A 22,531-nucleotide genomic window follows, 5' to 3' on the forward strand; every position below is an offset into this window, starting at 1 on the left:
GCCGGGCCCCCCGGGGGGGGGGGGGGGGGGGGGGGGGGGGGGGGGGTTGTTGGGGGGGGGGGGGGGGGGGGGTGGGGGGGGGGGGGCCCCGGGGGGGGGGGGTTCCGGAACGTATATTTACGGGCCCTGGGGGCCCACAAATACACGGCAGCTTCCAGAACCCCCCACCCCTGCGCCCCCACCCCCTTGCGTTCACCCACCCCTGCGCCGTCCCTACCTCCTTGCGTCCGGACCACCGGGCCGGTGGCGCCTCGCGCCTCTTCGTTCACCTCGCCCTGCTGCCCCCATCCACGTCCCAGCCGCGCCGGTGGCACCGCGCCGCTTCGTTCGCCTCGCCCTGCGGCTCCGCGCCCCTGCGTTCGCCCGGCCGCCCGAGGGCCTTGTGCGCGGGGCAGCTCCGGCGTAGTTCCTCCGCCCGTCGGCTCCCTGGGTTCGCCTGGGGTGCGTGGGGCCGTCCGTTTGCTGGCGGGGGAGATGGGGTCAGTTCACCGGTTGGCTCGACGGGCGGGGGGATTCCTCGGGGGTGTGGTGCTGGGGTTCGGGGGGTGGGGTGGTGGTGAGGGCGGGGCGGGGTGGGGGGTCCAGGGCCCGGGTGGGGCGGCGCCAGCCGTGTTTGCTGCGGAGCCGGAGCCACGCGGTGGTCTCGTCCGGTGGCATGGCCGCGGCGACCAGCCAGCCCTGGACGGCGTCGCAGCCGAGGTCGCGGAGCCGCTCCCAGGTCTCGTCGTCCTCGACGCCCTCCGCGACGACCAGCAGTCCGAGGGAGTGCGCGAGGTCGATGGTGCAGCGGACGATCTCGGCGTCCTCGTTGTCCACCGCGAGCCGGGCCACGAACGAGCGGTCGATCTTGAGCTCGCTGACCGGCAGGCGCCGCAGGTGGACCAGCGAGGAGTAGCCGGTGCCGAAGTCGTCGAGGGACATCTTGACCCCGTGCCCGGTGAGGCCGGCCAGGGCGTCGGCCGCGCGCTGCGGGTCCTCCAGCAGGACGTGTTCGGTGATCTCCAGCTGGAGGGCGGAGGGCGGGACGCCGTGCCGGGCGAGCCGGGCGGCGACCGCGCCGGCGAAGCCGGGGCTGTGCACGTCGCGCGGTGAGACGTTCACCGCGACCGGCACCTCGATACCGGCCGCCCGCCAGCGCGCGACCTGGCCGAGGGCGGTCTCCAGGACGTACTCGGTGAGGTGCGGCATCAGGCCGGAGGACTCGGCGATGGCGATGAACTCGTCCGGGCTGACCCGGCCGCGCTCCGGGTGCACCCAGCGGACCAGCGCCTCCAGGCCGTTCACCCGGCCGTCGAAGCCGACCTTGGGCTGGTAGTGCAGTTCGACATCGCCCGCGTCGAGGGCGCGGCGCAGGTCGCCGAGGAGACCGAGGCGGTCGGGGGTGTTGCCGTCGCGCTTCGCCTCGTAGACCTCGACGCCGCTGCGGTCCCGCTTGGCCTGGTACATCGCCACGTCGGCGCGGCGGAGCAGGCCCTCGGCGTCCAGGGCGTGGTCGGGGAAGACGGCGACGCCGGCGCTGGCCTCCAGGACGAGGGTCAGGCCGTCGAGGTTCAGCGGTGAGCCGAGCTCGGCGACGAGCTGGCGGGCCACCTGCTGGGCGCTGGTCGTGGAGTCGACGGTGGGCAGCAGGACGGCGAACTCGTCGCCGCCGAGGCGGGCGGGCCCGGCGGTGTGCGGCAGGGCGGCCCGGAGCCGTTCGGCGATCTGCAGCAGCAGCCGGTCCCCCGCCAGGTGCCCGAGGGTGTCGTTGACCGATCGGAACCGGTCGAGGTCGATCAGCACCAGGGCGGACCGGGTGCCGAGCCGTTCCGCGTCGTCCAGGGCGGCCCAGGCGCTCTCCAGCAGCCACTGGCGGTTCGGCAGCCCGGTGAGCGGGTCACGGAGCTGTTCCTCGGCGCGGGCGCGGGCGATCCACAGGGTGGAGTCCAGGGCGACCAGCGGCACCGCGAACAGCGGCAGCACCGAGGGCATGGTGGTGGCCACGACACAGATGAGGGGGGCGATGCCCAGCAGCGCAACTGCGACGAGTCCCTGGCGGGCCAGGGCCGTTCGGGCGACGGTGGGCAGCCGGCCGGCGTTCGGAGCCGTGCAGTACCAGAGCAGCACCCGGGTCACGACGAGGTAGCCGAGGGCCGCCAGCACCACCTCGGGCAGCGCCGGCAAGGTCCAGGTGGCCGGCTGCCAGGGCTGCTCCACCGTGGGGACGGTGCCGAACGCTGCGAGGACCAGGCCGGCCACGCCGAGGCCGAGGATGTCCGCCGCCCCGTGCAGCACGCCCTGCCGCCAGCGGTGCCGGCGCGCGGCGCTGACCAGGACCACGACGGCCAGGCTGACCAGCACGGCGGGCAGCCAGCCGTAGAGCAGCAGGACGGCGAGGGTGAGGGCGGCCCCGGAGCCGGTGCCGCCCCACCAGCGGTCCCGGCCGAGAGCGACGAGGTGGCCGACGATGACGCCGGTGAGCAGCGCCAGCGACCAGCCGACGACGCCGCCCGGGAAGAGCGCGTGCCCCTCGGCGAGCACGCGGGCGACGCCGGTGGCCAGGGCGAGCCCGGCCACGACGGTTGCGGCGACCGACATCCTCACCGGTGCGGTGAACCGGCGCAGCCGTGACACCGGTTCGGCGCTCTCGGTCGGTTTCATTCCCGTCCCTCTCACAGCCGGCGGTGCCAACGCCACGTCGGTGGCATCTCCTTCCGATGCCACCACGTCTGAGGTCCCACCACGCAGCCGTGCACGGCAGGCGCACACCTCAACAGTAGGCCGGAGAAGGCTGGAAGGGGCAGCGATCCGCAGCGGTTGCCCGAATGCGGCCGGGGCAACCGGATGCATCTGATATGCACCGAACGGGTGATGCCCGACGGCTATTCGGGTGACACCTCGGCCGTCTCCCGCGCCGCGTCGGGGCCTTGTTCGAGCAGCACGGAAAAGCCCTCGTCATTGAGGACCGGCACCTTCAACTGGATTGCCTTGTCGTACTTCGATCCGGGGTTGTCACCTACGACAACGAAGCTGGTCTTCTTGGAAACGGAACCGGTCACCTTGGCGCCACGGCTCTGCAACGCCTCTTTCGCGCCATCTCTGGTGTACGACTCCAGGGTGCCGGTGACGACGACGGTGAGGCCGTCGAGCGGGCGGGGGCCGCGCTCCTCGCCGCCCTCCTCCTCCAGCCGGACACCGGCGGCCCGCCACTTCTCGATGATCTCCCGGTGCCAGTCCTCGGCGAACCACTGCTTCACCGACGCGGCGATGGTCGGCCCCACGCCCTCGACCGCGGCGAGCTCCGCCTCGTCGGCCCGGGCGATCCGGTCCACCGAGCCGAACTCCCTGGCCAGCGCCTCCGCCGCCACCGGACCGACGTGCCGGATGGACAGCCCGGTGATGACCCGGGCCAGCGGGCGCTGCTTGGCCGCCTCGATGTGCTCCAGCATGGCGAGGGTGTTCTTCCGCGGCTCGCCGTCCTGGTTGGCGAAGAGGGTGACGACCTTCTCCTCACCCGTCTTCGGGTCCCGCTTGGGCAGCCCCGAGTCCGGGTCCAGCACGTAGGAGCGGATGGGCAGCAGCTTCTCCACCGTCAGGTCGAAGAGGTCCCCCTCGTCCCGCAGCGGCGGCTCGGCGGGCTCCAGCGGCTGGGTCAGCGCCGAGGCCACCACATAGCCGAAGTTCTCGATGTCCAGGCACTTGCGGCCGGCGAGGTAGAAGACCCGCTCCCGCAACTGGGCCGGGCAGGAACGGGCGTTGGGGCAGCGCAGGTCGACATCGCCCTCCTTCATGGGGCGCAGCGCCGTGCCGCAGTCCGGGCAGACGGCCGGCATGGCGAACTCCCGCTCGCCGCCGTCCCGCAGGTCCACCACCGGGCCGAGGATCTCGGGGATGACGTCGCCCGCCTTGCGCAGCACGACGGTGTCCCCGATCAGCACGCCCTTGGCCTTGACCACGTCCTGGTTGTGCAGGGTGGCGAACTCGACCTCGGAGCCGGCCACCGTCACCGGCTCCACCACCGCGTACGGGGTGACGCGGCCGGTGCGCCCCACGCCCACCCGGATGTCCACCAGCTTGGTGTTGACCTCCTCCGGCGGGTACTTCCAGGCAATCGCCCAGCGCGGTGCCCGCGAGGTGGATCCCAGCCGGCCCTGGAGCGGGATCTCGTCCAGCTTGACGACCACGCCGTCGATCTCGTGCTCCACGGAGTGCCGGGCCTCGCCGGCGTAGGAGCCGATGAACTTCCGGACGGCGTCGAGGGAGGTCACGACCTTGTTGTGCCGGGAGGTCGGCAGGCCCCACTCGCGCAGCAGGCCGTACGCCTCGGAGAGGCGGGCGATGTCGAAGCCCTCCCGGGCGCCGATGCCGTGCACCACCATGTGCAGCGGCCGGGTGGCGGTGACCTTGGGGTCCTTCTGGCGCAGCGAACCGGCCGCGGCGTTGCGCGGGTTGGCGAACGGCGGCTTGCCCGCCTCCACCAGACGGGCGTTCAGCTCGAGGAAGCCCTCCATGGGGAAGAACACCTCGCCCCGGATCTCCACCAGGGCCGGGATGCGCTCCCCGCTGAGCCGCTCCGGGATGTCGGCGATGGTGCGGACGTTGGGCGTGATGTCCTCACCGGTGCGCCCGTCGCCGCGGGTGGCGGCGCGGGTCAGCCGGCCGTGCTCGTAGGTGAGGTTGACGGCGAGCCCGTCCACCTTCAGCTCGCACAGGAAGTGGTGCTCCGTGCCGCTCAGTTCGCGGGCGATCCGGTCGGCCCAGCCCGCCAGCTCCTCGTCGTCGAAGGCGTTGTCCAGGCTGAGCATCCGCTCGCGGTGCTCGACGGCGGTGAACTCGGTCTCGTACGCGCCCGCGACCTTCTGGGTGGGCGAGTCCGGGGTGCGCAGCTCCGAGTACTGCTCCTCCAGGGCCTCCAGGGACCGCAGCAGCCGGTCGAACTCCGCGTCGCTGACGACCGGGGCGTCCTTCACGTAGTACCGGAAGCGGTGCTCCTCGACCTGCTCCGCCAGCTGCTGGTGCTGGTCCCGGATCTCCGCGGGCACTGCCGCCTGTTCGCCAGCCACCGTCTCGTCCTCCCGTAGTCCGCGAGTGTCGTCACTCAGGGTTGTCTGCGAGTGATCTCGCCGCCCGGACGCAGTGGGCGAGCGCGGCCCGGGCGTACGCCGGTGAGGCGCCCGCCAGACCGCACGACGGGGTGACCACCACGGACTCGGGAAGAGTCGCCGGTGACAGCCCCAGCCTGCGCCACAGCGTCCTGACACCCATGACGCTACCGGCAGGGTCGGACAATGCCGCGTCCGTGCCCGGGACGACTCCGGCGAACAGCTTGGTACCGGCCTCCGCCGCCTCCCCGATCGACTCGTCGTCACGCTCGGTGAGCAGGCCGGCGTCGAACGAGATGCCCGCCGCTCCGGCCCGCCGCAGCAGCGCGAACGGCACGCCGGGGGCGCACGAGTGGACCACGGTGGGGCTGCCGCCGGCAGCGGCCAGGACGTCGCGGAGCGCTCCCTCGACGACGGCGCGGTCCACGGCCCGGTGCGTGCGGTAGCCGCTGGCCGACTTGACGCTGCCGCGCAGCACGGAGATCAGCGACGGCTCGTCGAGCTGCAGCACCACCTCGGCGCCGGGCACCCGGCGGCGCACCTCCGCGAGGTGTGCCCGCAGCCCCTCGGCCAGGGATCCGGCCAGGTCACGGCAGGCGCCCGGGTCGGCGAGGGCGGCCTCGCCGTTCTTCAGCTCCAGGGCGGTGGCCAGCGTCCACGGGCCGACCGCCTGCACCTTGAGGGGCCCCTCGTAGCCCTGGGTGAACTCCTCCAGGGCGTCCAGGTCCTCGCGCAGCCAGGCCCAGGCGCGCCGGGTGTCGCGGCCGGGCCGGTCGCCGAACCGCCAGCCGCTGGGCTCCACCCGCGCGTACATCTCGACCAGCAGCCCGGCGGTGCGGCCGATCATGTCGGCGCCGGGACCGCGCGCGGGGAGCTCCGGCAGGTACGGGAAGGTCTCCAGGGATCCGGTGACGGTCTTCGCGGCCTCCCGCGCGTCCGTCCCGGGCATGGAGCCGACCCCGGTGGCCGAGCCGGCGGGCAGTGCGAACTTGGTCTCCGTACTCACGTCGGGAAGCGTACGGGAACGGCCGCCCCGGGAATTCCCCGGCCGAGCAGCCGTGATCGCCTGCCGGGCGGTCCGGGCGGCAGGGTGACGCGTCCCGTCGGGCGGCGGAGTCCGGGGCGGACCGGACCCTGCCTGCGCCCCCGCGCCCGGTCCGGCCGGTTCCGGGGCGCGCTTCCGCCGCCGCGCCCCGGTCCGCCGGCCGGACCGGACCGGATCGGGTCAGGCGCCCGGCCGCACCGACAGGTCGGTGATCTCCGCGTCCCGCGGCAGGTCCAGTGCGGTCAGCACCGTCCGGGCCACCGACGCCGGGTCCATCCAGCGGGCCTCCTCGTACTCCTTGCCCTCCTGCTGGTGGACCTTGGCCTGCATGGGGGTGGAGGTCCGGCCGGGGTAGACGGAGGTGACGCGGACGCCGTTGTCGTGCTCCTCGGCGCGCAGGGCGTCGGCCAGCGCCCTGAGGCCGTGCTTGCTGGCGGCGTAGGCACCCCACTGGGGGTTGGTGCGCAGCCCGGCGCCGGAGTTCACGAACACCACCTGGCCGCGGGCGGCCCGGAGTTGGGGCAGCAGCAGCCGGGTCAGCTCGGCGGGGGCGACCAGGTTGGCGGCGAGCTGCGCGTTCCAGGTCTTCGGGGTGAGGTCGGCGATGCTGCCGAGGTCCACCACGCCCGCGCTGTGCACCAGTGAGTCGAGGCGGTCGGGCAGGGCCTGGTGGCTGAGCGCCCAGGAGAGCTTCTCCGGGGTCGCGAGGTCTCCGACGACCGTGCGGGCGCCGGGGAACCGGCTCTCCAGCTCCTTGGCCCGGCCCGCGTCGCGCGCCAGCAGCCACAGCTCGTCGCCCCGCTCGGCCAGCCGGTCGACGACGGCGGCGCCGATGCCGGACCCGGCGCCGGTGATCAGGTGTGCAGTCATGCCCCCCAGCTTGCCTCACCGCGGGCCTGCCGCCCGCCTCACCCCGAGCCGACGGTCTCCTCCAGGCGGGCGAGCACCTCCGCGCCGTCCTCGGCGAAGAAGACCAGCTCGGAGAGGGGGCGCGGCAGGAAGCCCTCCGCGTCCATCCGCTGGAACTGCTGCCGCAGCCCGTCGTAGAACCCGGCGGCGTTGAGCAGCACCACCGGCTTGTCGTGCAGCCCGTGCTTCTTCAGTTCCAGGATCTCGGTGGCCTCGTCGAGCGTGCCCATGCCGCCCACCATGATCACGACTGCGTCGGCGCGGGCGAGCAGTTCCGCCTTGCGTTCGGCGAGGTCTTTGGTGACCACCATCTCGTCGACCCCGGTCCGCGCCAGGTGCGCCAGGAACCTCACGGAGACGCCGGTCAGCCGGCCGCCCGCGGCCTCCACCCCGTCGGCCATGACCTTCATGAGCCCGGACTCCGACCCGCCCCACACCAGGGTGTGGCCGCCCTTCCCCATGAGCCGCGCGAACTCGCGGGCGGGGCGGGTGTACCGCTCGTCGAGGTTCTCCGCGGAACAGAAGACGCAGATGTTCATGGCCCTCACCCTAGGTCGGGCGAGGCCGGAACCGTACCCGTCTTTCCGGCCGTCAGTAGACCTGTCCCTGGCGGAGGACGGTCGGCAGCCAGCGCTGGTTCTCAGCGGTCCCGCAGTCCCACAGCTGGACGGGGGTCTCCGGGTCCCGCCCGGCGTTGAGGACGTCGAGACAGAGGCCCGCCTGCCGCACCGTGCCGTCGGCCTCGGTGTGCCACTGCTGTGCGGAGCCGCCGTCGCAGGGGTCGGCCACCACCGGGGAGCCGCGCTGCGCGCCGTTGGTGGAGGTCATGCAGAGGTCCTCGAAGACCCGGAACTCGCCCGTCTCCGTGTAGGTGAACTGCTGGTTCTCCGACCCGTGGCAGTTGTAGATCTGCAGCTGGGTGCCGGGGTCGCGGTATCCGTACCGGAGGTCCAGGCAGTGGCTGGACGCCGCGTTCAGATAGGCGAGGGCGCCGCGCTCGGTGCGCGGCGGGGCCGAGGGGGCGGGGGGCCCGGGCTTCTTGTGCCGGGTGGGCTTCGGGGTGGGCGACGGCGTGGGCTCGGCCGACTTCGACGGCTTCTTCTTGTCGTCGGGCCGGTCGGAAGGGCTCTCCTCGGTGGTCGGGACGGCGTCGTTGCCGAACGAGGGCGGTGCCGCCTTCCGCGGCCACGCCGCGACCGGTTCCTCCTCCGTCGAGGGGGGCTCGGACACGGAGAGGACGACCAGCACCGAGAGCACGGCGATGCTGATGCAGATCATGACGGCGGGGCCTGCGCCCACCAGGCGGTCCGAGAACGGGTCGGAGCGTTCGCCGGACGGGTCGCGCTGCCTGTCCTGCTGCCGTCCGGGGCGGAACGCGGGGAGTCCCCACCGGGCGGTCCACCGTGCCCAGCCGGCCGGGGGCGGGGCGGCGGCCTGCCCGGAGGTGGCGTTCCGCTCCTCCCCCTCCGTGCTGCCGGATCTTTCGTCGAAGGCGTCAACGACCGCCGGATCCAACGGGATTCGAGCATCCGGCAGGAAGACCGGAGAGTTTCCCGGCACAACGGAAACCGTTGCGGACGACTTCACCGGGGAATTAGACAGCCCGTCAATACTCCCGCAGTTCTGGCACTCACCCTCGGGATTCGAGGAGTTACAAAAAAGACAGCCGGATGTCATGTGGGCTTCTCGTCACAGACTGTTGGACAGGAACGACAACTGAACCCTAAGGCGCCGCCATCCTTGGGGCACCGGCAGGACGCTGTCAAGCGATGACTTGCCCCATCCTGACGCCCAACCACAGCCAAAGTCCAGGGTCTTGCGACATCGACAGCCCTGTCGTGGCGCCGCACTCACACCACGGCGCTCACCTGCGAAAATCGCAATCCGGATACTCAGTCACGCATTCCGTACACAGTCTCGCGGGAGATGTTTCCGTCGGTAATGCCTTCCTGCCCGATGCGCATGCCGCGACTTTCCGAAATGCGGAGGGCGTCATGCAGGGCCTCCGCGAGCCGGGCGGACAGGAAGCGAAATTCGCGGGTCGGCACGGCAGGGTCGGAGAGCATCCGTCGAGCGTGCCCGAGAATTTCCCCTCCGGTCCTCAGCTGCATTTCCTCGACACGGTCCGCGAGTTCGGCCACCCGGCCGTTTCCGTCGGAGGAGAGATAACACGGCCTGCCGTCCGGAGTGGGCCAGGGAAGCAGCCGCAGGCCACCGGCCAGGGCGGGAGCGGAGATGGGAACGACAGGAGGGGCTGACGCGGGGCCGGGTACGGGGGCGGGTCGCTGAAACGTGGGGTCGTTCTCGGTCATGCCGACAACGCTTTCGCCGCGTCCCTAGCGTGGTCAACGACATCGCACAACGGGTGCGGCGATACGGGCCTGTTGTGTGGTTGGTGCAATCCGGTACGACCGGCGTCAGCGAGGAAGTCCCCATGACCCGACAGGATCAACCACCGTCCAGCCTTCACATCTTCGGAATCCAGTCACGATTCCTCAGAGAGCGTCGCGGTTTGACGCAAAAGGAACTTGCGCAACGCATTACCTATTCCGACTCACTGATCGCGATGGTGGAACGCGGCGAACGCTCCCCACAGCCGGCCTACATCGAGCGCGTGGACGAGGCGCTGGGCGCGAACGGCATGCTGGCGGTGCTGGCCCCGCACATGGAACGGGAGGACCACCCGCACTGGGCGCAGGAGTACGTGCAGCTGGAGGCGGAGGCGCTGGCGCTGCATGTCTACAGCACTCATGTGCTGCACGGGCTCTTACAGACGGAGGAGTACGCCCGGGCGGTGTTCCGGTCACGCTGCCCTGCCTTGGACGAAGAAGACGTCGAACGCGCGGTCCAAGCCCGCATGGAGCGCAAATTACTGACACGACGGCCGCCCGCCAGGCTGACCTTCGTGCTGGAAGAGTCGGTCCTACGGAGAACGATCGGCGGCCTCACGGTGCGGGACGGCCAGCTGCGCCACCTGCTCACCTGCGCAGCCCTGCCGCACGTGGTGTTGCAGGTCATGCCCGACAGCCGGGAGACGCACGCCGGGCTCGACGGTCCCATGACACTGCTGGAAACACCCGACCACCGGACCATCGCCTATGTCGAAGGGCAACGCGGCAGCTACTTCGTCTCGAAGCCCGAAGAGGTCAGTGTCATCACCCACCGCTATGGGATCATCCGTTCGCAGGCCCTCTCCCCGGAGGAGTCGACCGAGCACATCGAGCGCTCATTGGCAGGAGGATCATGAACACCGAACGCGCACTGCGCAGTTCAGCCGACCTCATGTGGTTCAAGAGCAGCTACAGCGGGAGCGACGGGGGTGAGTGCATCGAGATCGCCATCGAGTGGCGCACGTCCAGCCACAGCGGCAGCGACGGCGGTCAGTGCGTGGAGGTCGCCACCTGCCCCGGAGCCGTGCACGTACGGGACTCCAAGGACCGCTCCGGGCCCGCCCTGACCTTCACCCCCGACGCCTGGTCGGCCTTCCTCGACTACGCCGCCCGACAACGGGAAACATCGGCCGACTGATCCGGCCCGGAACCGCGCCACAGGCCCCGCACGAGGAGCAGCACCCTCCCAGCGGGGCCTTTCGCATGCTGTTTTCGCGGGTGACGCTCCTTCAAGCACCGCCCGGGTACGGCCGGTTCACGTCCCCCCGCACGCTGCCGCTCGCGTCCCGTCGTGCATGCTGGATTTCGACCCGCACACGACCGAGGGGAAACCGGGTGCGACCAGCAGGGACCGTGTCATCCTCCGTACCGGAGAAGACCGTTGACATCCCGGACGCTCCCCCGAGTCTCCTCAACTCACTGGTGTGGGCCCTCCTCCTGCCGGCCGGGTTCGCCACGGCCTCGGTGCTCGGCGAGTTCCCGCATCCGGCGACCAATCTCTGCGGCGCCGTGGTCGCCCTGGCGACCCTCGCCACCACCGTCGTGCTGGTCGGCGGGGTCTGGCGCCGCAGGTGGGCTGCCCTGCTCGTCGCCGTCCTGGGCCTCGTCCTCGGGCTCTGCGCGGGGACCGGGCTCTACGGGCTGTACATGGAGGAGTTCGGGGTCCGCTCCCCGGTGGTCGTCACGGGGGTGGAGTGGCGGGGCGAACACCCGCACTGCACCGTGGTGGAGACCGGCGGCAATCACACGATGTACGAGCTCGGCCCGCAGGAGAACTGTTCCGATTCCTTCGAGCGCCCGGACCGCGTGACGCTCCGCCAGGACCCCTTCGGGATGCTGGCGCCGCGCCTGCCGGACCGTCCCGGTGCCTCGCACACGTCGGAGGACGCGTGGTTCACCGCGGGGCTCTTCGGGCTGACCGCTGCGGTGGTGTGCTGCGCAGGGCTGCGCCGCAGGCGTTGACCGGCGACCGGCCCGGGCCGTGGAACGCCGTGTGGCTGCCGCCCCGAAGGGACGACAGCCACATGAGGGGCAGGCGGAAGCTCCGCGAGCCCCCGCACACCGGGTGGTCAGGTCACCGGCGGCAATCCGCCGGCCGCCCGCAGCTCGTCAGCGGTGCCGGTCGGCGCAGGTCAGCGGACCTTGTACCAGACATTGGCGTGGGTCCGCCTGGGCCACACCATGTCGCCCTGGTTCGGCCCGGCGAGGGACGCCGTGCCGATGTTGGTGCCGCGGTACTTCCAGCCCCTGTGGGCCTTCAACGAGACCTTCTTGGAGTAGCACTTCCTGGCGTGGTGACAGCCGTTCAGGCCACCGCCTGTGTAGTCCTTGAGGTCGCCGTTCTTGTACGAGGAGAGCGCTGCGCTCGGACGCAGAATGCTGACCCGCTGGTTGCAGACCATCTTCCCCTGTGCGACGACCTTGCTGCCGCTGCGCCAGACCTTGATGTAGTTGCGGCAGCCGCCGTAGCGGGCGCCGTGGCCATCGGCCGCCAGGGCCTCGGTTCCGGACATCAGCACGCAGGCGAGCGCGACCGAGCCGACGCTCAGGCCCTTCAGAGCCTTCTTCATTTGTTGTTCCTCCCGTTTCTGTGGTTCCGGCCTGCACCCCCCGTGGGTCTGCGCCGGATCCACAACACACAGCAGAATAAGGCCCGTTGATCTTCGCTGCGACGGAATGACGCGATCCTTGCCGGCATGACCGATATCCCACCGATATCCGCACAACCAGAATCCCGAGCTCCGGACGACTGTTCGTGGAAGGGGCCGCTCGTGGAAGCGGCCGGTCGCGGGAGGACCGCTCGTGGGACGGGCGGGCAGCGGCCCGCCGGAGCCTCAGCCCGCCGTGGCCTTCGTCCGCTCGGTGGTGGCGATCGTCGCCGAGCCGACCACGCGGGTGCCGTCGTACAGCACGATCGCCTGGCCCGGGGCCACCCCGCGGACCGGCTCGGCGAAGGTGACCCGCAGCTCCCCGTCGGCCGGCTCGGCCGTCACCTCGGTCTCGCCGCCGTGGGCGCGGAGCTGCGCGGTGTAGCGGCCGGGGCCGGTGGGGGCGGTGCCGCACCAGCGGGGCCTGATCGCGGTCAGGCCGCTCACGTCGAGGGCGTCGGAGGGGCCGACGGTGACGGTGTTGTTCACCGGGGAGATGTCCAGGACGTAGCGCGGCTTGCCGTCGGCGGCCGGGACGCCGAGGCGCAGCCCCTTGCGCTGGCCGATGGTGAAGCCGTACGCGCCGCTGTGGCTGCCGAGCCGGGTGCCGTCCTCGTCGACGATGTCGCCCTCGGAGGTGCCGAGGTGCTTCGCCAGGAAGCCCTGGGTGTCGCCGTCGGCGATGAAGCAGATGTCGTGGCTGTCCGGCTTCTTCGCGACGGCCAGGCCGCGGCGCTCGGCCTCGGCGCGGATCTCGTCCTTGGTGGTGAGGGTGTCGCCCAGCGGGAAGAGGGCGTGGGCGAGCTGCTTCTCGTCGAGCACGCCGAGGACGTAGGACTGGTCCTTGGCCATGTCGGAGGCCCGGTGCAGCTCGCGGGAGCCGTCCTCGGTCACGACGACGGTCGCGTAGTGGCCCGTGCACACCGCGTCGAAGCCCAGCGCCAGCGCCTTGTCGAGCAGCGCGGCGAACTTGATCTTCTCGTTGCAGCGCAGGCAGGGGTTGGGGGTCCGGCCGGCCGCGTACTCGTTGACGAAGTCCTCGACGACGTCCTGGCGGAAGCGCTCGGCGAGGTCCCAGACGTAGAAGGGGATGCCGATGACGTCGGCGGCCCGGCGGGCGTCGTGGGAGTCCTCGATCGTGCAGCAGCCGCGGGCCCCGGTGCGGAAGGACTTCGGGTTCGCGGAGAGGGCCAGGTGGACGCCGGTGACGTCGTGGCCGGCCTCGGCGGCGCGGGCGGCGGCCACCGCGGAGTCGACACCGCCGGACATGGCGGCGAGGACACGGAGGCGGCCGCCGTCGCGGGGGCCGGAGGGAGCACCGGGAAAGTCGTTCATAGCTCTACCAGGGTAAGGGGAACCAGACGCGTGTCCGCAGCCGTTGTCGAACCGGTGGCCGGGAGGGCCTCCGGGAAGGCAGGGGCGGGATGGAAGAGCGGTCCCGAGGGGTGGTCGGCCGGCGTGCGGTGCTGGTCGGAGGCGGTGCGGCCGTCCTGGGCACGGCGGGGTACCTCGCGTCGGACTCCCTGTCCCGGCTGTGGTGGCGGCTCCCGGGGAACGACAAACCACGCAGACCGGGCGAGCTCGATCACCGCGGCGCCGAGTGGACACCGGCGTCCGACGCGAACTGGCGGAGGGCCGACCGGCCGGCCGACTACGGAATCGACCGGGTGGTGATCCATGTCCCGCAGGCCACCTATCCGCTCACCCTGAAGGTCTTCAAGGACCCCGGTCACGGCGCCGCCGCGCACTACGTGGTGCGCTCGAAGGACGGCCATGTGGCGCAGATGATCCGCGAGCTGGACGTGGCGTTCCACGCGGGCAACCGCGCGTACAACGAGCGGAGCATCGGGATCGAGCACGAGGGCTGGGTGGACCGGCCGGAGTTCTTCACCGATGTCATGTACCGCTCGTCGGCGCAGCTGACCGCGGGGATCTGCGAGCGGTACGGCATACCCAAGGACCGCGAGCACATCGTGGGGCATGTGGAGGTGCCGGGCACCGACCACACCTGTCCAGGGCCGCACTGGGACTGGGACCGCTATCTGAAGCTGGTGCGGCAGGTCTGAGGCCTGGGGCCGCCCCCGCTGCCTGCTCGAGCCGTCTGCCGGCGGTTCCGGCTCCCGCGGCGGATCCGGTCCCGCGGCTGGTTCCGGCGGCCTCAGTGACCGGGAGGGGCGTCAGCTCAGGCCGGCGTTCCGGGCCCGTTCCACCGCCGGGCCGATCGCTGCCGCCAGCTCGTCGATGTCGGCCTCCGTCGAGGTGTGCCCGAGGGAGAAGCGCAGCGTGCCGCGGGCCAGGTCCGGGTCGCTGCCGGTGGCGAGCAGGACGTGGCTGGGCTGGGCGACGCCCGCGGTGCAGGCGGAGCCGGTGGAGCACTCGATGCCCTGGGCGTCCAGGAGGAGGAGCAGGGAGTCGCCCTCGCAGCCGGGGAAGGAGAAGTGCGCGTTGGCGGGGAGCCGGCCGTCCGGGTCGGGGTCGCCGCCCAGGATCGCGTCGGGGGCGGCGGCCAGGACCGAGGCGATCAGCTTGTCGCGCAGCGCGCCGATCTCCCGCGCGAAGACGGGCTGGTGCTCCGCGGCGTGCCGGGCGGCGGCGGCGAATCCGGCGACGGAGGGCACGTCGAGGGTGCCGGACCGCACCTGACGCTCCTGGCCGCCGCCGTGCAGCAGCGGTACGGGGGCCTGGGACCGGCCGAGCAGCAGGGCGCCGATGCCGTACGGGCCGCCGATCTTGTGGCCGGAAACCGTCATGGCGGCGAGGCCGGAAGCGGCGAAGTCGAGGGGCAGCTGCCCGAACGCCTGGACCGCGTCGGCGTGCATCGGGATGCCGGACTCGGCCGCCACCGCGGCGAGTTCCCGGACCGGCTGGACGGTGCCGATCTCGTTGTTCGCCCACATGACGGTCACCAGGGCGACATCGGACGGGTCGCGCGCGATGGCGTCGCGGAGCGCGTCGGGGTGGACCCGGCCGTAGCCGTCGACCGGCAGGTACTCGACGCGCGCGCCCTCGTGCTCGGCCAGCCAGTCGACGGCGTCCAGCACCGCGTGGTGTTCGACGGGGCTGGCCAGGACGCGGATCCGGGCCGGGTCGGCGGCCCGGCGGGACCAGTAGAGGCCCTTCACCGCGAGGTTGTCGGACTCGGTGCCGCCCGCGGTGAACACCACTTCGCTGGGGCGCGCGCCGAGTGCGGCGGCGAGGTGTTCCCGGGACTCCTCGACGGCGCGGCGGGCTCTGCGCCCCGCCGCGTGCAGGGAGGAGGCGTTGCCCGTGACGGCGAGCCGGGCGGTCATCGCCTGCACCGCCTCCGGGAGCATCGGGGTGGTGGCGGCGTGGTCGAGGTAGGCCATGGTGCCCCCGATTCTACGAGCCGCGGCGGGGCGGAGTTAAGGCGCGTACCGGCTCATGACCGGCCGGCGGACGGCCGGCCGGGAGGGGACCCGGCGGAACGCTTCCGTCCGCACCGCGGGCCGGCGCGCCCGGTCCCGGCGCACGCGTTCCCGGCGCACCGGACCCGTCCCGGCCCGCCCCGCTCCTCGGGCCCGGAGCGCCCGTGTCAGACCTGGAGCACCCGTGCCAGCTGCCGGGACTGGGCGACCAGGCGGTCCTCGCTGTCCCAGACCTCGGCGTCCTCCTCCAGGAAGCCGCCGGCCAGATTGCGGGTGCTGATCGCCACGCGCAGCGGGCCGGGGGCGGGCCGGCAGCGGACGTGCACGGTGAGTTCGACGGTGGGGACCCAGCCGAGGACGCCGAGTTCGAAGGCGGTGGGCGGCAGCGCGTCCACGGCGAGCAGCAGCGAGAGCGGGTCGTGGTCGCGGCCGTCGGCGAGGCCGAACCAGGCCCGCATGTCGCCGTTGCCGGAGGGGGAGCCGACCGCCCAGCCCGCGGTGGCCGGATCCAGCCGCAGGTCGAGGCGGTCGGTGATGGCGCTGCTGCCGGGGATGACGCTGGCCCCGGGCCCGTCGTTCGCGCCGAGGCACTGCTCGTACGGGGGCATGGCCGGGGGCTTCGCCGTGGTGCGGACCTCGTCGGTGAGGGCCGCGAGGTCGCCGTAGTGGGCGGTGACGCGGATGCGTTCGACGTCCGAGCCGTCCTCGGCCCGCTGCACCAGGGTGGCGGTGCCGGTGGACATGGTGCGGCCGGTCCGTACGGTCTCGGTGCGGATCTCGGCCGGGCCCGGGGTCGACGCCGTCAGGTAGTGCGCGGTGATGGTGAACGGGTCCGGGTGCGGCAGCGCCTCACCGAGGGCGCGGCCGAGGACGGCGAGCAGGTAGCCACCGTTGACCGCCTGGATGATCGTCCAGCCCTCGGACAGCCGGGCGTCGTAGACGCCGGGGGCGCGCTGCACGACGGCCGTATCGCGGTCGAATTCGCTGCTGCCGATGGTTGCCTCTGCTGCTGCCTGTGCCATGCGCTGCACGGTACACCGAGAGGTTACCGGCGGGTACTGTTGTCTTGAACATCACAGCGGAGCCCCGGGATCCGGCGCCCGCGGGCCGGTCCGTGCGGCCCGGACCGACGCGCCTCCCCTCGTGGTGCCGGGTCCCGGCCCTCCCCACGGCCCGGGTCAGGCCTCCTCCACCGCCGCGGAGCGCCGGTGCCAGGCGCGGGGCGCGCGCCAGCCGAAGCGCATGGCGAGGATCCGGATCATGAACGCGATGACCGCCGCGCTCGCGCTGCTCAGCGCGTTCAGCGCCTCGAAGCGGATCAGCAGGGCGGTGATCGTGGCGCCCACCACGCAGGGCACCGCGTAGAGGTCGCGGTCCCAGCGCAGCAGGGAGGGCACCTCGTTGGCGAGCACGTCGCGGAGCACACCGCCGCCCGCCGCGGTCACCAGGCCGAGGACGGCGGACTGGGTGAGCCCGAGCCCGTACTCGTGGGCCTTGGTGGTGCCCGCCACGCAGAACAGTCCGAGGCCCGCGGCGTCGAAGACCAGCACCGCGCCGTTGATCCGCTCCACCTGCGGGTGCAGGAAGAAGACGCAGGTCGCCGCCACCAGCGGCATCAGGAAGTAGCCCAGATCGGTGAAGGCCGCGGGCGGAACGGCACCGATGATCAGGTCACGCACCACCCCTCCGCCCAGCGCCGTCGCCTCGGCGAGCACCGCGATGCCGAACACGTCGAAGTTCTTGCGCACGGCGAGCAGCGCACCGGAGATCGCGAAGACGAAGATCCCGACGAGGTCCAGGGAGTGCTGGACGGAGGGGGTGTACAGATCGGTGAGGAGCACCCGGTCATCATGCCGCCGGTCCGCCCCGGGGCCATTACTCCGTGCCGGTCTCCTTGCTCACGTTCTTCCCGCGCACGGGGCCCGTGGCGTCCCCGTCGGCGTCCGCGCCGGCGGCAGCCGTGCTGAGGCCGATCGCGTCGGCGGCGCCCTCCAGCGGGGTGTCGGCCGGCGCCTGGTCGGGGGCGTTCTCCGGGTGGTGGCAGGCCACCTGGTGGCCCGTCCGCAGCTGGACCAGCGGCGGCTCCTGCGTCGAGCAGAGCTCGGTCGCCTTCCAGCAGCGGGTGTGGAAGCGGCAGCCGGACGGCGGCGCGATGGGCGAGGGGACGTCGCCCTTGAGCAGGATGCGGTTGCGCTCGGTGCGCCGCCGGGGGTCGGGCACAGGCACCGCGGACATCAGGGCCCGGGTATAGGGGTGCATGGGCGTCTCGTACAGCGAGGTGCGGTCGGCGAGCTCCACGATCTTGCCGAGGTACATCACCGCGATGCGGTCGGAGACGTGCCGGATGACCGACAGGTCGTGCGCGATGATCACATAGGTGAGGCCCAGCTCCTGCTGGAGGTCGTCCAGCAGGTTGACGACCTGCGCCTGGATCGACACGTCCAGCGCGGAGACCGGCTCGTCCGCGACGACGAGCTTCGGCTTGAGGGCCAGCGCGCGGGCGATGCCGATGCGCTGCCGCTGGCCGCCGGAGAACTCGTGCGGATAGCGGTTGTAGTGCTCGGGGCTGAGGCCGACCAGCTCCAGCAGGCCCTGCACCGTCTTCTTCACCCCGCCGTCGGGGTCCACGCCCTGGAGCCGGAAGGGCGCCCCGATGATGGAGCCCACCGTGTGCCGCGGGTTCAGCGACGAGTAGGGGTCCTGGAAGATCATCTGGACGTCGCGGCGCATCGGCCGCATCCCGGTGGTGCCGAGATGGGTGATGTCCTTGCCCTCGAACTCGATCTTTCCCGCGGTCGGTTCGAGCAGCCGGGTGATCAGCCGGCCCATCGTCGACTTCCCGCAGCCCGACTCGCCCACCACGCCCAGGGTCTCCCCCGGCCGTACGGCGAAGTCGAGACCGTCCACGGCCTGGACCGCTCCGACCTGGCGCTGCAGCAGTCCCTTTTTGATCGGGAAGTGCTTGACCAGCCCGGACACCTTGAGCAGCGGCTCAGGAGATGCGGCGGCCTGCTCCGGAATCGTCATCTCGGCGTCCTTTGCCTTGCTCACAGCTTCGGGGCAATCTCTTCGGTCCAGATCCGGGTCCGGTCCTCCGGCGTCATGTGGCAGGCCGCGTGGTGCCCGCTCGCCACCTCGCGGAGCTCGGGGCGCTCGGTGCGGCTGACGCCCCCGGCCGGCACGTCCGCGTACGGGCAGCGCGGGTGGAAGGCGCAGCCGCTGGGGACGTTGATCAGGCTGGGCGGGGAGCCCTGGACGGGGATGAGCCGCTCGGTCTGCTCCCGGTCGATCCGCGGCATGGAGCCCAGCAGGCCCCAGGTGTAGGGGTGCTGCGGCTCGTAGAAGACCTTCTCCGCCGGGCCCCGCTCCACGCAGCGGCCGCCGTACATCACCAGGATGTCGTCGGCCAGTTCGGCGACGACACCCAGGTCGTGGGTGATGATGATGACCGCGGAGCCGAACTCCTTCTGCAGGTCCCGGATGAGGTCGAGGATCTGCGCCTGGACGGTGACGTCGAGGGCGGTCGTGGGCTCGTCCGCGATGAGCAGTTCCGGGTTGTTGACCAGCGCCATCGCGATCATCGCGCGCTGCCGCATGCCGCCGGAGAACTCGTGCGGATAGCTGTCCACCCGGGCCTTGGGCTCGGGGATGCCGACCCGGTCCAGCAGCTCGACCGCGCGCCTGCGGGCGGTCTTCTTGTCCACGTCGTGGTGGACCCGGTAGGCCTCCACGATCTGGGCACCGATCGTGTAGTAGGGGTGCAGCGCGGACAGCGGGTCCTGGAAGATCATCGCCATCTCCCGGCCGCGGAGCCGGCGCACCTCCTCCGGGTCGGCCGACAGCAGTTCCTTCCCGGCCAGCCGGATCTCCCCGGAGATCTGCGCCCGTCCCCGGCCGTACTGGCCCACCTTGTGCAGACCCATGATCCCCAGCGAGGTCACGGACTTGCCGGAGCCGGACTCGCCGACGATGCCGAGCGTCTTCCCCTTCTCCAGCTGGAAGGAGAGCCCGTCCACGGACTTCACCAGGCCGTCCTCGGTCGGGAAGTGGATCCGCAGATCCCGCACGTCGAGGAAGGCCTCCGCGGCGGGCGAGGCGGTGGCGACCGGCTCGCCGAGGGCGCCGGACTTGGTCATATCCGTCACGAGAGCCTCACTCGGGGGTCGATCACGGAGTACAGGAGGTCCACGACGAGGTTGGCCACGACCACGGCCGCCGCCGCGATGAGGGTCACGCCGAGGATCAGCGGCAGGTCCCGGTCGCCGATCGCCTTCACCGCCGCCTGGCCGAGGCCCGGCAGGTTGAAGGTGGTCTCCGTCAGGATCGCGCCGCCGACCAGCGCGCCGAGGTCCATGCCGAGGATCGTGAGGATCGGCGTCATGGTGGAGCGCAGCGCGTGCTTGCCGATGACGACCGGCTCCCGCAGGCCCTTGGCGCGGGCGGTGCGGATGTAGTCCTCGCCCAGGATCTCGAGCATGGTGGCCCGGGTGAGCCGGGCGTACATCGCCGCGTACAGGAAGGCGAGGGTCACCCAGGGGAGGACGAGACCGCCGAACCAGCCGCCCGGGCTCTCGGTGAACTCCACGTACTCGCCCTCGACCCAGCCGAGCTGGTAGCTGAAGATCGCCAGGGACAGCAGGCCGGTGAAGTAGATCGGCAGGGAGACGCCGGCGAGGGCGATGCTCATGGCCGAACGGTCCAGCAGCGAGCCCCGCTTGAGCGCGGAGACGATGCCGGTGGTCACGCCGCCGAGCAGCCACAGGACGCAGGCGCCCGCGGCCAGCGAGAGGGTGACCGGCAGGCGGTCGAGGAGGACCGGCCAGATGGCCTGCTCGTTGCGGAACGAGTACCCGAAGCAGGGCGCCGCGCAGTGGATGGAGGATCCGCCGCCCACGTAGTCGCGGCCGAGGAAGATGCCGCGGACGAACTCCCAGAACTGGACGAGGATCGGATCACCCAGGCCGAGCTTCTGCCGGACGCCCTCGATCGCCGCGGGGTCCGCCTGCTTCCCGATGAACATCGCGGCAGGGTCGCTGCCCGTCAGCTTCGGGATCATGAAGAAGATGCCGAACGTCACCAGCGTGACCACGAGCAGCATCAAGACAACGGCGGCCAGCCGCCTGATGAGATATGCGAGCACTGCAGTCGGCCCGGCAGGCGGCCCGGGAGACCTCCGCAGAGGTCCCCCGAGCCGCCGCGCGCGGCCATCACCTGCCCTTCGTGCCTAGCGGCGATGCGCCGTGGGAAGCGTACGGGTGATCACTTGACGCCGAGCGAGGCGTAGTCGTAACGGCCGTTGTACGAGTCGGCCGTGTACACGTTGGTCAGCCGCGAGCTGCGCCAGATGATGTTCTTCTCGAAGGTGAACGGCAGGTACACCGCGTGCTCGGAGACCTTCTCGTTGATCTGCCGGTAGTAGTCCGCCGCCTTGTCGGGGTCGGTCTCGGCGAGGCCCTTGTCGAAGAGCTTCTCGATCGACGGGTCCTTGAGCATCGAGAAGTTGTTGTTGCCGCTGTCGAGGATGAACCGGCCGTCCACCAGCGGCTGGGAGAAGCCCTGGCCGGACGGGAAGTCGGCGCCCCAGCCCATGATGATGATGCCGTAGTTCTTCTTGTCGACGTTCTTCGGTGCGCCGATGATGCCGGAGCTCTGGGCGCCGTCGTACTGGTCGACGTCGGCCTCGATGCCGATCTTCTTCAGCGACGCCTGCATCGACTGCGCGGTGTCGATCTCCTGCTGCTTGTTGTTGCGGACCGCGATGGTGGTCTTGAAGCCGTTGGGCTTGCCGCAGGCCTTGAGCTCGGCCTTCGCCTTCGTGAGGTCCGCGGCGCCGTTGTTCTTGAGCACGCCGTAGGGGTCGTACTTCGGGTCGGAACCCTTGATCGCCGGCGGCAGCATGTTGGTGGCGATGTCGCCGCCCGCCATCGGGCCGCCACGGGCGTTCTGCAGCGACTTGTGGTCGGAGCCGTAGATGACCGCCTTGCGGCAGTGAACGTTGTCGAACGGCTTGACCGTCTGCGGGAACACCGCGTACCGGATGAAGCCGGTCTGCGGGTTGTCCAGGTTCTCCTTGTGCTGCCGCAGGGCCTTCTGGCGGCCGGCCGCGCCGACACCGGTGGCGTTGATGTCGAGGTCGTAGTCGCCCTCGATCAGCCGGTTGTCCATGTCGTCGGCGTTGGTGGTGAGCTTGACCGTGACCTTGTCCGGCAGCGCCTTGCGGATCGGGTCCGAGCTCTTCTTCCACTCGGCGTTCCGGGAGAGCGCGATCCCCTTGTTGGGGGTGTAGGAGTCGAACTTGTAGGGACCGTTGGAGAACGGCTTCAGGCCGTACTTCTCCACGGTGTCCTTGTCCTGCCGCACCGGCGTCGCCGAGGGCATCGCCAGCATCTGGAGGAAGTCACCGTTGGCCTTCGGCAGCTTGAAGACGATCGTCTTCTCGTCCGGGGTCTCGATGGACTTCAGGCCCAGCTTGTCCTTGCTCTTGTCCTTGTACGGGCCCGCGTACTCCTTCTTCGGGTCGAGGACCTGCTGAAGGTAGATCGGGCCACCGGAGATCTTGTCCTGCGCCCAGATGCGCTCGATGCCGTACTTGATGTCCTGCGAGGTGACGGGCTTGCCGTCCTCCCAGGTCACGTCGTCGCGCAGGGTGAAGGTGTAGGTCTTGCCGTCCGCGGAGACCTTGCCGGTGTCGGTGGCCATGTCCGGCACCAGCTCGGTGCTGGCCTTGCCCGGAGCGGTCTTGAAGGAGATGAGCTGACGCGTGTAGAACCGCGCGAAGTCCCACATGAAGCCGTAGTAGCCGCGCTGCGGGTCCCAGGAGTCGGCGTCCTGGGTGCCGATGAATTTGAGGGTGCCCCCCTTCTTCGCCGACGCCTTGGCGATGTTGCCGACGGCGGCGTTGAACCCGGGGGCACCTCCCTTCGCGTCGTCGTCCTTTCCTCCGCCGCCGCATGCGGCGGTGCCCAGGAGGGCGGCGACGACGAGGGCTGAGCCGGCGGCCAGTCTGCGTCTCGAAGCGTGGTTCGTTCTCACGATCTAGCAACCTCCGTAAGGGTCGCGGCCCACCGGGCGA

20 protein-coding genes are annotated in these 22,531 nt (G+C 71.4%); 4 read left to right on the plus strand and 16 right to left on the minus strand.

Annotated elements, in window-relative coordinates:
• Positions 1–480: 480 nt before the first annotated feature.
• The 7 genes from ACFYYR_RS12860 to ACFYYR_RS12890 form a co-directional block, all read right to left on the minus strand.
• A complete protein-coding gene (locus tag ACFYYR_RS12860) occupies positions 481–2,640 on the minus strand; it encodes a putative bifunctional diguanylate cyclase/phosphodiesterase (protein WP_388850833.1) in 2,160 nt (719 codons plus the stop codon).
• Positions 2,641–2,861: 221 nt separating this feature from the next.
• Entirely contained in the window at positions 2,862–5,042 is a 2,181-nt protein-coding gene (ligA, locus tag ACFYYR_RS12865; protein ID WP_388850836.1) for an NAD-dependent DNA ligase LigA, read from the minus strand.
• Positions 5,043–5,073: 31 nt separating this feature from the next.
• On the minus strand, positions 5,074–6,030 hold the full coding sequence (locus ACFYYR_RS12870) for a methionine synthase (RefSeq protein ID WP_388851371.1): 957 nt from the start codon (positions 6,028–6,030) through the stop codon (positions 5,074–5,076).
• Positions 6,031–6,306: 276 nt separating this feature from the next.
• Positions 6,307–6,996, minus strand: a complete 690-nt coding sequence (locus ACFYYR_RS12875; protein WP_388850839.1) for an SDR family oxidoreductase — start codon at positions 6,994–6,996, stop codon at positions 6,307–6,309.
• A gap of 38 nt (positions 6,997–7,034) precedes the next feature.
• Positions 7,035–7,574 carry a TIGR00730 family Rossman fold protein gene (locus ACFYYR_RS12880; protein ID WP_388850842.1) on the minus strand — a complete coding sequence of 180 codons (540 nt, stop codon included), beginning with the start codon at positions 7,572–7,574 and terminating at the stop codon, positions 7,035–7,037.
• A gap of 52 nt (positions 7,575–7,626) precedes the next feature.
• A complete protein-coding gene (locus ACFYYR_RS12885; RefSeq protein ID WP_388850845.1) occupies positions 7,627–8,595 on the minus strand; it encodes a ricin-type beta-trefoil lectin domain protein in 969 nt (322 codons plus the stop codon).
• Positions 8,596–8,927: 332 nt separating this feature from the next.
• Complete coding sequence (locus tag ACFYYR_RS12890; RefSeq protein WP_388850848.1) at positions 8,928–9,347, minus strand: hypothetical protein; 420 nt, start codon at positions 9,345–9,347, stop codon at positions 8,928–8,930.
• A gap of 122 nt (positions 9,348–9,469) precedes the next feature.
• On the opposite strand from ACFYYR_RS12890, the gene ACFYYR_RS12895 reads away from it, so the two are divergent.
• From ACFYYR_RS12895 to ACFYYR_RS12905, 3 genes are all read left to right on the plus strand, one after another.
• On the plus strand, positions 9,470–10,282 hold the full coding sequence (locus tag ACFYYR_RS12895) for a Scr1 family TA system antitoxin-like transcriptional regulator (protein ID WP_388850851.1): 813 nt from the start codon (positions 9,470–9,472) through the stop codon (positions 10,280–10,282).
• The gene (locus ACFYYR_RS12900; RefSeq protein WP_388850853.1) at positions 10,279–10,563 is read left to right on the plus strand and encodes a DUF397 domain-containing protein; all 285 of its coding nucleotides are present in this window, start codon (positions 10,279–10,281) and stop codon (positions 10,561–10,563) included. The genes ACFYYR_RS12895 and ACFYYR_RS12900 overlap by 4 nt, the downstream gene beginning before the upstream one ends.
• A 215-nt stretch (positions 10,564–10,778) precedes the next feature.
• Positions 10,779–11,387: a hypothetical protein gene (locus tag ACFYYR_RS12905; protein WP_388850856.1), complete on the plus strand. Its 609-nt coding sequence runs from the start codon at positions 10,779–10,781 to the stop codon at positions 11,385–11,387.
• A gap of 170 nt (positions 11,388–11,557) precedes the next feature.
• On the opposite strand, the gene ACFYYR_RS12910 is transcribed toward ACFYYR_RS12905, so the two are convergent.
• A complete protein-coding gene (locus ACFYYR_RS12910; RefSeq protein WP_388850859.1) occupies positions 11,558–11,995 on the minus strand; it encodes a hypothetical protein in 438 nt (145 codons plus the stop codon).
• 264 nt (positions 11,996–12,259) lie between these two features.
• Complete coding sequence (gene mnmA, locus ACFYYR_RS12915) at positions 12,260–13,408, minus strand: tRNA 2-thiouridine(34) synthase MnmA (RefSeq protein ID WP_388850861.1); 1,149 nt, start codon at positions 13,406–13,408, stop codon at positions 12,260–12,262.
• Between the two features lie 89 nt (positions 13,409–13,497).
• Here mnmA and ACFYYR_RS12920 point away from each other — a divergent pair, with 89 nt between their 5' ends.
• Positions 13,498–14,139 carry an N-acetylmuramoyl-L-alanine amidase gene (locus ACFYYR_RS12920; protein ID WP_388850864.1) on the plus strand — a complete coding sequence of 214 codons (642 nt, stop codon included), beginning with the start codon at positions 13,498–13,500 and terminating at the stop codon, positions 14,137–14,139.
• Between the two features lie 111 nt (positions 14,140–14,250).
• Here the strand turns inward: ACFYYR_RS12920 and ACFYYR_RS12925 are convergent, their stop codons facing one another.
• From ACFYYR_RS12925 to ACFYYR_RS12955, 7 genes are all read right to left on the minus strand, one after another.
• Entirely contained in the window at positions 14,251–15,420 is a 1,170-nt protein-coding gene (locus tag ACFYYR_RS12925) for a cysteine desulfurase family protein (protein ID WP_388850867.1), read from the minus strand.
• 206 nt (positions 15,421–15,626) lie between these two features.
• Positions 15,627–16,481: a thioesterase family protein gene (locus tag ACFYYR_RS12930; protein ID WP_388850870.1), complete on the minus strand. Its 855-nt coding sequence runs from the start codon at positions 16,479–16,481 to the stop codon at positions 15,627–15,629.
• Between the two features lie 156 nt (positions 16,482–16,637).
• A complete protein-coding gene (locus tag ACFYYR_RS12935; protein WP_388850873.1) occupies positions 16,638–17,300 on the minus strand; it encodes a trimeric intracellular cation channel family protein in 663 nt (220 codons plus the stop codon).
• 34 nt (positions 17,301–17,334) lie between these two features.
• Complete coding sequence (locus ACFYYR_RS12940; protein WP_388850876.1) at positions 17,335–18,486, minus strand: ABC transporter ATP-binding protein; 1,152 nt, start codon at positions 18,484–18,486, stop codon at positions 17,335–17,337.
• Between the two features lie 20 nt (positions 18,487–18,506).
• On the minus strand, positions 18,507–19,604 hold the full coding sequence (locus ACFYYR_RS12945; RefSeq protein WP_388850879.1) for an ABC transporter ATP-binding protein: 1,098 nt from the start codon (positions 19,602–19,604) through the stop codon (positions 18,507–18,509).
• The gene (locus ACFYYR_RS12950; protein ID WP_388850882.1) at positions 19,601–20,599 is read right to left on the minus strand and encodes an ABC transporter permease; all 999 of its coding nucleotides are present in this window, start codon (positions 20,597–20,599) and stop codon (positions 19,601–19,603) included. Before ACFYYR_RS12950 ends, ACFYYR_RS12945 begins: the two co-directional genes overlap by 4 nt.
• Positions 20,600–20,718: 119 nt before the next feature.
• Complete coding sequence (locus tag ACFYYR_RS12955) at positions 20,719–22,494, minus strand: ABC transporter substrate-binding protein (RefSeq protein ID WP_388851374.1); 1,776 nt, start codon at positions 22,492–22,494, stop codon at positions 20,719–20,721.
• Positions 22,495–22,531: the final 37 nt, after the last annotated feature.

Origin of the sequence: Streptomyces sp. NPDC001922 (genome assembly GCF_042891165.1) — a bacterium.
GTDB lineage: Bacteria > Actinomycetota > Actinomycetes > Streptomycetales > Streptomycetaceae > Streptomyces.

Bases quoted from the DNA above. Each gene is read 5' to 3' on its own strand.
- ACFYYR_RS12920 (WP_388850864.1), top strand. From the start codon at position 13,498: ATGGAAGAGCGGTCCCGAGGGGTGGTCGGCCGGCGTGCGGTGCTGGTC.
- ACFYYR_RS12870 (WP_388851371.1), bottom strand. From the start codon at position 6,030: ATGCCCGGGACGGACGCGCGGGAGGCCGCGAAGACCGTCACCGGATCC.
- ACFYYR_RS12880 (WP_388850842.1), bottom strand. From the start codon at position 7,574: ATGAACATCTGCGTCTTCTGTTCCGCGGAGAACCTCGACGAGCGGTAC.
- ACFYYR_RS12890 (WP_388850848.1), bottom strand. From the start codon at position 9,347: ATGACCGAGAACGACCCCACGTTTCAGCGACCCGCCCCCGTACCCGGC.
- ACFYYR_RS12910 (WP_388850859.1), bottom strand. From the start codon at position 11,995: ATGAAGAAGGCTCTGAAGGGCCTGAGCGTCGGCTCGGTCGCGCTCGCC.
- ACFYYR_RS12875 (WP_388850839.1), bottom strand. From the start codon at position 6,996: ATGACTGCACACCTGATCACCGGCGCCGGGTCCGGCATCGGCGCCGCC.
- ACFYYR_RS12895 (WP_388850851.1), top strand. From the start codon at position 9,470: ATGACCCGACAGGATCAACCACCGTCCAGCCTTCACATCTTCGGAATC.
- ACFYYR_RS12940 (WP_388850876.1), bottom strand. From the start codon at position 18,486: ATGACGATTCCGGAGCAGGCCGCCGCATCTCCTGAGCCGCTGCTCAAG.
- ACFYYR_RS12860 (WP_388850833.1), bottom strand. From the start codon at position 2,640: ATGAAACCGACCGAGAGCGCCGAACCGGTGTCACGGCTGCGCCGGTTC.
- ACFYYR_RS12930 (WP_388850870.1), bottom strand. From the start codon at position 16,481: ATGGCACAGGCAGCAGCAGAGGCAACCATCGGCAGCAGCGAATTCGAC.
- mnmA (WP_388850861.1), bottom strand. From the start codon at position 13,408: ATGAACGACTTTCCCGGTGCTCCCTCCGGCCCCCGCGACGGCGGCCGC.
- ACFYYR_RS12925 (WP_388850867.1), bottom strand. From the start codon at position 15,420: ATGGCCTACCTCGACCACGCCGCCACCACCCCGATGCTCCCGGAGGCG.
- ACFYYR_RS12900 (WP_388850853.1), top strand. From the start codon at position 10,279: ATGAACACCGAACGCGCACTGCGCAGTTCAGCCGACCTCATGTGGTTC.